This is a genomic window from Sulfuricurvum sp. PD_MW2 (assembly GCF_002633015.1).
GTDB lineage: Bacteria > Campylobacterota > Campylobacteria > Campylobacterales > Sulfurimonadaceae > Sulfuricurvum.
This window is the reverse complement of the sequence record NZ_NSIU01000026.1, coordinates 22,787-29,603: the sequence shown is the minus strand read 5'-3', so window position 1 is coordinate 29,603 and position 6,817 is coordinate 22,787. Positions and strand designations below refer to the sequence as shown.

Annotated in this window: 5 protein-coding genes; 2 read left to right on the top strand and 3 right to left on the bottom strand. The window is 38.8% G+C overall.

What is annotated here, in order from left to right; genetic code table 11:
- Window positions 1-138: 138 nt before the first annotated feature.
- Window positions 139-1,014 (top strand): diguanylate cyclase, encoded by an 876-nt coding sequence (locus tag CJD30_RS10055; RefSeq protein WP_294918709.1) that lies wholly within the window; start codon window positions 139-141, stop codon window positions 1,012-1,014.
- Window positions 1,015-1,018: 4 nt separating this feature from the next.
- A complete protein-coding gene (locus CJD30_RS10050) occupies window positions 1,019-4,276 on the top strand; it encodes a PAS domain-containing hybrid sensor histidine kinase/response regulator (RefSeq protein WP_294918707.1) in 3,258 nt (1,085 codons plus the stop codon).
- A gap of 54 nt (window positions 4,277-4,330) precedes the next feature.
- On the opposite strand, the gene CJD30_RS10045 is transcribed toward CJD30_RS10050, so the two are convergent.
- The 3 genes from CJD30_RS10045 to amrA all read right to left on the bottom strand — a co-directional run bounded on the left by CJD30_RS10045 (window position 4,331) and on the right by amrA (window position 6,646).
- Complete coding sequence (locus tag CJD30_RS10045) at window positions 4,331-5,224, bottom strand: sensor domain-containing diguanylate cyclase (RefSeq protein ID WP_294918705.1); 894 nt, start codon at window positions 5,222-5,224, stop codon at window positions 4,331-4,333.
- Window positions 5,225-5,295: 71 nt separating this feature from the next.
- Complete coding sequence (gene amrB / locus CJD30_RS10040) at window positions 5,296-6,096, bottom strand: AmmeMemoRadiSam system protein B (RefSeq protein WP_294918703.1); 801 nt, start codon at window positions 6,094-6,096, stop codon at window positions 5,296-5,298.
- The gene (amrA, locus tag CJD30_RS10035; RefSeq protein ID WP_294918701.1) at window positions 6,086-6,646 is read right to left on the bottom strand and encodes an AmmeMemoRadiSam system protein A; all 561 of its coding nucleotides are present in this window, start codon (window positions 6,644-6,646) and stop codon (window positions 6,086-6,088) included. Before amrA ends, amrB begins: the two co-directional genes overlap by 11 nt.
- Window positions 6,647-6,817 lie beyond the last annotated feature (171 nt).

Sequence of the window (6,817 nt, the reverse complement as noted above, 5' to 3'; positions counted from 1 at the left end):
TATTTACGGGGAAAATAAGATTGCGGGTTAATTAGTTCTTTGAAGTGAAAAATCATTATTTTTATCTATTTAATTATTTTTTCAATTACCTGGTCATAAAATGAAAAAAGAAGATATATTATGATCAAAAGGTAATAGATGCAAAAAAGTGAAACGATTCTTGCGGTAGATGATAAAAAAGAGAATTTGGATGTTCTACTCGATATTTTGGAAGATTTTGATGTCATTCCGGTTACCTGTGGGCAAAAAGCTCTTGATATTATGGCAGAAGAAGAGATTTCACTCGTATTGCTTGATATTGTCATGCCTAATATTGATGGATATGAAGTATGTAAAATATTGAAATCGCAACCTACGACAAAAAATATTCCGATTATATTTACGACTGCCAAAACAGACGAAGAGAGCATCTCTAAAGCGTATCAAGCAGGTGCCAATGACTATGTCAGCAAGCCTCTTAAACGCAGCGAAGTGATCGCTCGGGTACAAACGCAACTCAAACTCAAAAAAACGATCGACGATCTTGAATATCTGGCATCCAGAGATACGATGACCGGTGTCTATAATCGGCGGAAGTTTTTTGAATTATCCAAACCTATTTTTGATCAATACAATAATAATCTTTTCATTGCTATGCTCGATATCGATCATTTCAAAAAAGTAAATGACAGTTTTGGACATGATGCCGGCGACTTGGTGATTAAACGTGTCGCCAAAACAATATCCGACATGTTGCCAAAAGAGTCTGTTTTTGCACGTATAGGGGGAGAGGAATTCGTTGCGATATGCATAGATGATTCTGTCGAGAGTATCATGCAACTCTTTGATGAGATAAAAAATGCCATTGCATCCTCAATGATCGATTACAACGGGCATCAGATCAGTTTTACGATCAGTAATGGTATCGCAAATAAAAATCCTTCGATCAAAACGATCGATGAATTGCTAAAACAAGCTGATCTTGCATTGTACGATGCAAAAAACAGCGGACGTAATAAAATTGTATTGAGGTAACATCATGGACAAAAATATACAGCAGTACATACAAGAACTCGAATACAGTGAACTACGCCATAGAGTATTATTTGAAGAGGCCGCATCCCCAGGTGTCGTGTGGGGCGAGGGGTTTATAATCAATGATTGGAACAAACAGTCCGAAAAGCTTTTCGGCTGGAATAAAGAAGAGGTTATCGGTAAAAACTTTCTCGAATTTTTAATACCGCAAGAGAATCATGAGGATATTCTCCAAAGTGCAGAAGAACTTTTTAGAACCAACAATATTCATACCGTGAATGAAATCCTGACCAAAGATGGCGGAACTATCGTGTGTGAATGGTTCAGCTCGATTTTGCCAACCAGTAAAGACGGAAAACAAGAAGTGGCTTCTCTGGCTATCGATATAACTGAAAAACTAGCGATAGAAGAGGCGAGAGATAAAGAGAACCTCAAATACGAATCACTCCTGAAAGCATCGGCGGATGGTATCCATATCATCGATAACGAAGGGCGGTTAATCGAGTATAACGAATCGTTTTGCAAGATGCTCGGATATACCTCCGAGGAGATGTCGACACTCAGTGTCAAAGATTGGGATTTAAGATGGCAGCCTATCAAGTTTGTTGATGATTTGCCAAAGAATATCGAAGCAAGTCCCACATTTGAATCGTTTAACCGACGCAAAGACGGCAGCATCATCGCGGTAGAGATCAATGCCGCCATTGTAGAGATCAATAATCAGCCGATGCTGTTATGTGCGTCGAGAGATATCACTCTGAGAAAAAAAGCGCAAGAAGAGCTGCAAAAATATGAAACCCTCATGCGTGCCTCGGGGGACGGGATCCATGTTCTTGATGTGGAAGGGAATCTGGTCGAAGCGAATGAAGCATTTTGTGAGATGCTCGGCTATACGTACGAAGAAGCGCTCAAATTAAAAGTCAAAGATTGGGACGTGCATTATTCTCCCGAGGAATCAATCGATCATATCCCTCAGCTCATCGGTACGTGTTCTACATTTGAAACTCTCCAAAAGCGTAAAGACGGCACTATTATCTCTGTAGAGATTAATGCTGTCGGTGTTGAAATCGGGAACAAACCGATGCTCTTTTGTGCGGCACGTGACATAACCAGTCGCAAATCTGCCGAAAAAGAGCTTCAAGAGGCAAAAGAGAAAGCAGAAGAGGCTACCAAGGCAAAATCAGAATTTTTGGCCAATATGTCTCATGAGATTCGTACGCCAATGAATGCCATTATCGGTATGACCTATCTGATGAAAGATACTAATCTTGATACGATGCAACTCGAATATTTGCGAAAGATTGAAAGTGCTGCTAGTTCATTGCTTGGAATCATCAATGATGTTTTGGATTTTAGTAAAATCGAAGCAGGAAAACTTGAGCTAGAAGACATCGAATTTGATTTGCATGATGTTATTGAAAACGTTGTGAATGTTATCGAACTAAAAATCCAAGAAAAAGAGCTGGAATTCGTTGTCGGTTACGATCACAACATGAATATGAATCTTTTCGGAGATCCTCTGCGGCTTGGACAAATTTTGATTAACCTCGCGACAAACGCGGTGAAATTCACCCATGAGGGAGAGATCGGTATATATATCGATAAAGTCTCTGAGGGGCGGTTTCGCTTTCGTGTAAAAGATACGGGAATAGGGCTCTCCAAAGAGCAAGCCGAAAAATTGTTCCAATCGTTTACCCAAGCGGATAATACAACGACACGTAAATTTGGCGGGACAGGGCTAGGACTAGCCATCAGTAAAAAATTTGTCGAGATGATGGGTGGAACGATTTGGGTTGAGAGCGAACTCGGCAAAGGGAGCGAGTTTGTTTTTGAGGTCAATTTGGTCGAAAATACACCTAAACAACGAGAATATGAGAATTTTGAACACAAAAACGTTTTGATAGTGGATGATACTCCCTCATGGCAAATTATTATTGCGAAACTGTTGAAAAATTTTAAAATCAATATAACCGTTGCCAATAGCGGTCAAGAAGCGCTTGAACTCATATGCGCACAATCACGTCATTTTGATTTGGTATTGATGGACTGGAAAATGCCGAATATCGACGGGATAAAAACAACCCAGATTTTAAAAGAGCAATGTAAAAATAATGCAGCTCCAACGATTATTATGATCAGTGCTTATTCTGCAACCGATATTTTGCAAAAGGCAAAAGAAGTCGGAATCGATATTTTTCTCAAAAAGCCTATTAATCCTTCATTGCTTTACAATATTATCGTGGGTATGTTCGGTCAAAATATTGCAAAAGTAAATTGTACGATGAGTGCTCCTTCCTTGAAAACGCAACTCTCTTCATTGAAAGGGAGCGGAGTTTTGGTCGCTGAAGACAATATTCTCAATCAAGAGGTGTTAACAGGAATGTTAAGACCAAGCGGTATTATCGTTGATATCGCTTCGAATGGAGTTGAAGCGATAGAGATGTACAAAGCCAAAAAAGGGTTTTATGAACTGATCTTAATGGATATTCAAATGCCTATGATGGACGGTTATGAAGCGTCTAAAGCTTTGCGGGAGATGGGATGCGAGATACCGATTGTAGCTCTTAGTGCCAATGCAATGAAAGAAGATGCGATTCGTTCTAAAAAAGCAGGAATGAATGCTCACTTAAATAAGCCGATCGATACCGAAAAACTATTTGAACTGCTTTTGAAATTTATCTCGAAAAAAACCGAAATGTATCGGGAAGACGATGAGGTTACGGTTCAAAATTTTCCTCAATTAGAATATCTCAATATCAGAAAAATAGTCCCTTCTACCATTAGTACGTTGGCTTTGTACAGCAATTTAGCATTAAAGTTTGTTGAGCAATATCGAGACTTCATACCTTCTGAGGATGCTATAGATTTTAAAGATACGTTACATACGTTAAAAGGGTTAAGCGGAACTATCGGGGCAGAGCGTCTACACTGGCTTGCACAAGAACTTGAAAAACACATGAAGCCATCCGTTGCAAAGCAGTTTTCTGAAGAACTTGCGCATGTTTGCGATGAAATTGAGGCAAATTTTACTTTGGATAGTGAAGATACGAAAGAGAAACATCCAATGTCAAAAGGGGAGGTCGATGCTCTTTTTGATGAGCTGAAAAAAGCGATAGAATCAAAACGGCCAAAAAGAATCCAACCGGTATTGGCGAAGTTTGAAACTATCGCGTTGGATCATCAATCGCAAAAGATTTATCAACAAGTGAAGACGATGATCGAACAGTACGAGTTTGATCAAGCACTCGCTATGTTATTGTAAGAATTCTGTAAGATGGATCTAATCGTATTAGTGTAAATATGCAATATTTATGGCTTAAGATGAAGAGAGAGAAAGTTTAATAACATCATTTCGTTTTTCTTTTGCCATAAAAAGTGCTTCATCTACGCGTTGCAAACAGCTTGTCATAGTATCAGTTTCTGTCACTTCGGTGACACCAAGACTAATTGTGATTTTTGGCAACGAATTATCGACATACGTTTCAATAACCTCTCGTAGTTCATGAGCTTTAATGAAAGCACTTTGAATATCTGTTCTGGGTAACAAGATTATGAACTCTTCACCGCCCCATCGTGCGAATACATCGTTGATTCGTAAATTCTGAGCAATCATTGTTGATAACATGACCAAAACCAAATCACCAACCAAATGTCCATATGTATCATTGACCCGTTTAAAATGATCTATATCCAACAAAATAATCGAAAGGTGATCTTTGTAACGTTTTTTATTTTCCAATGCTTTGATAAATAACTCATCAAATTTTTGTCTATTATAGATTTTGGTTAAATGATCATGATAAGCAAAATATTCATACTCGTTTTTTTCAGATACATAGGTTGTTATATCATTGAATACGACGATGTACTCTGATTGTTTTTCCAATTTTTTGAGTGTTATTTCAAAATCTCGTAATTCGCCGTTTTGATTCATGAGAGAGACTATTCGTTTTATTTCGGGTCTATAAAAGAGGTAATCTATCCAATTTTCATCCGTGATGATTTTCGAAGGCGAAAAGAAACCTTGATGCTCTATAAAAAGATCACTGACACATTTGTGAGTGTTATTAAATTCTTCTGTTGAGTTATTGCCTAGAAAATCTAAAAAAGCACTGTTTGCACTTTGCAATTCTTTGCCATTGGTAAGGATGACAGGGTTCGGAATGCTGTTGATCACTGTTTTGAGTGTGCTGTCTAATGCTATCTTCATAGATAGATTATAACGGTTTTACATTTTAATGCAAGGGAAAACATCGTTGAAGGTATGAAATTCACATAGTATTAAGTAAATACAACACTGGCATATCCAACAACGCGGTCACTATCGCCGCTTGCATCGGCGCTCGTTCGATAATCGAGAATAGTGCTTTTGAGCTTTTGTGAGCGCGCTACATTCAGCATTGCTTCAACACCGATAATACCACACGCTTCACACCCCTCATGCAGTTTGGCAACATTATTATTTTTGATTGATTCCAAACAGATAGAATCAAGCCGTTTCGCATTTTCGAGCGAATAGTAATGACTTAGATCGGTACTTATGATTACTGCAGTGGAGGGCTGTTGGAGACAATATGAAATGATAGGTTCTATGTGTGATGGAGAAGTATGGGAATAGACGATTTCGACCACCGATGCATGAGGGAGATAGTGTTTGATAAAAGGCATTTGTACTTCCGTACTGTGTTCATGGTGAGCATTCGGAAGATAGGGGAGAGAAAACGTTTTTATAAGCTTTTGGGTTAAGGTTGAATCGATCAGAATGTCACCTAATGGGGTTTGATACACTTCGGTCTCTGCGATACTCATACCTTCAAATCCTACCCGATGGGATGGTCCGATTACAACGAGTGTAGCCAGATTGTTTAGACCGAGCAGCCGATAGGCGATATTGGCAGTAAATCCTGAATAAATCCATCCTGCATGCGGAACAATAAGGGCATTTCCACGTAGTGCACTGTATTGACCCAATAGGTCGCGATGCGATTCCAATATCGTATTAAAGCGATCGATCATTAGTTTGATTTCATCGGGTTTTGAAGGATAAAAACTCCCAGCAACACTCATCATTCTAGTTTTCATCTGAATTCTCCTCGAATTTTTCAACCTGATAGGTATAAATTTGGGGATGGTAGGAGAGGGGATCGGAACCGATTCCTGCTTTGAGACCTAAATGGGTGAAAAACTGATCAAAATCATTCAACTCTTCCCATACTTGAGGTAAAAAAGTCGCTTGTTGATTTCCTAAGCGAATGATAACGCCATCGATATAAGGGCGAATGATTGTTTTGAGATCTTCACGATCACGGTAGTTAATCTCTTGCGGGAGTGATAAGAGGGAGACTTCGATAGTGATGGTTGAAAACTCTTCGTCAGAGAGTGGAGGAAACCTCGGATCTTTAAAAGCAGCGGAGCGGGCATTGGAGATTAAATCATCTATCAAAGGACGATGGGGAATGATCGAACCGATACAACCTCTTAAATGATGGTGATGATTCAAGGTGACAAAGCACGCTTTTTCTTTTCCTAATTCGGGATAAGCGGTGAGAAAAGAGTTTCGATCGAGTTTGGTGAGTCCAAAGTATTCTGCGATAGCTGATCGTGCTATTTGGAGGTAGATCGATGGAGTCATAATCTCTCCTTGAAATAAGTTCTATACCTTTGATGATTTTACACCATTTTTGACAAATAGGTTTGGAAGTGACGTATTGGGTTACTCTGTAGTTGACAAAAAAGAATACAAAAAACGATAAATAAGTAAATAAATATTTTACTTTTTCAGTCTAGATTCAATTTTTACCGT

Excerpts from the sequence above, each read along its gene's own strand:
- CJD30_RS10055 (WP_294918709.1), top strand. The coding sequence starts at position 139 with ATGCAAAAAAGTGAAACGATTCTTGCGGTAGATGATAAAAAAGAGAAT.
- CJD30_RS10050 (WP_294918707.1), top strand. The coding sequence starts at position 1,019 with ATGGACAAAAATATACAGCAGTACATACAAGAACTCGAATACAGTGAA.
- CJD30_RS10045 (WP_294918705.1), bottom strand. The coding sequence starts at position 5,224 with ATGAAGATAGCATTAGACAGCACACTCAAAACAGTGATCAACAGCATT.
- amrB (WP_294918703.1), bottom strand. The coding sequence starts at position 6,096 with ATGAAAACTAGAATGATGAGTGTTGCTGGGAGTTTTTATCCTTCAAAA.
- amrA (WP_294918701.1), bottom strand. The coding sequence starts at position 6,646 with ATGACTCCATCGATCTACCTCCAAATAGCACGATCAGCTATCGCAGAA.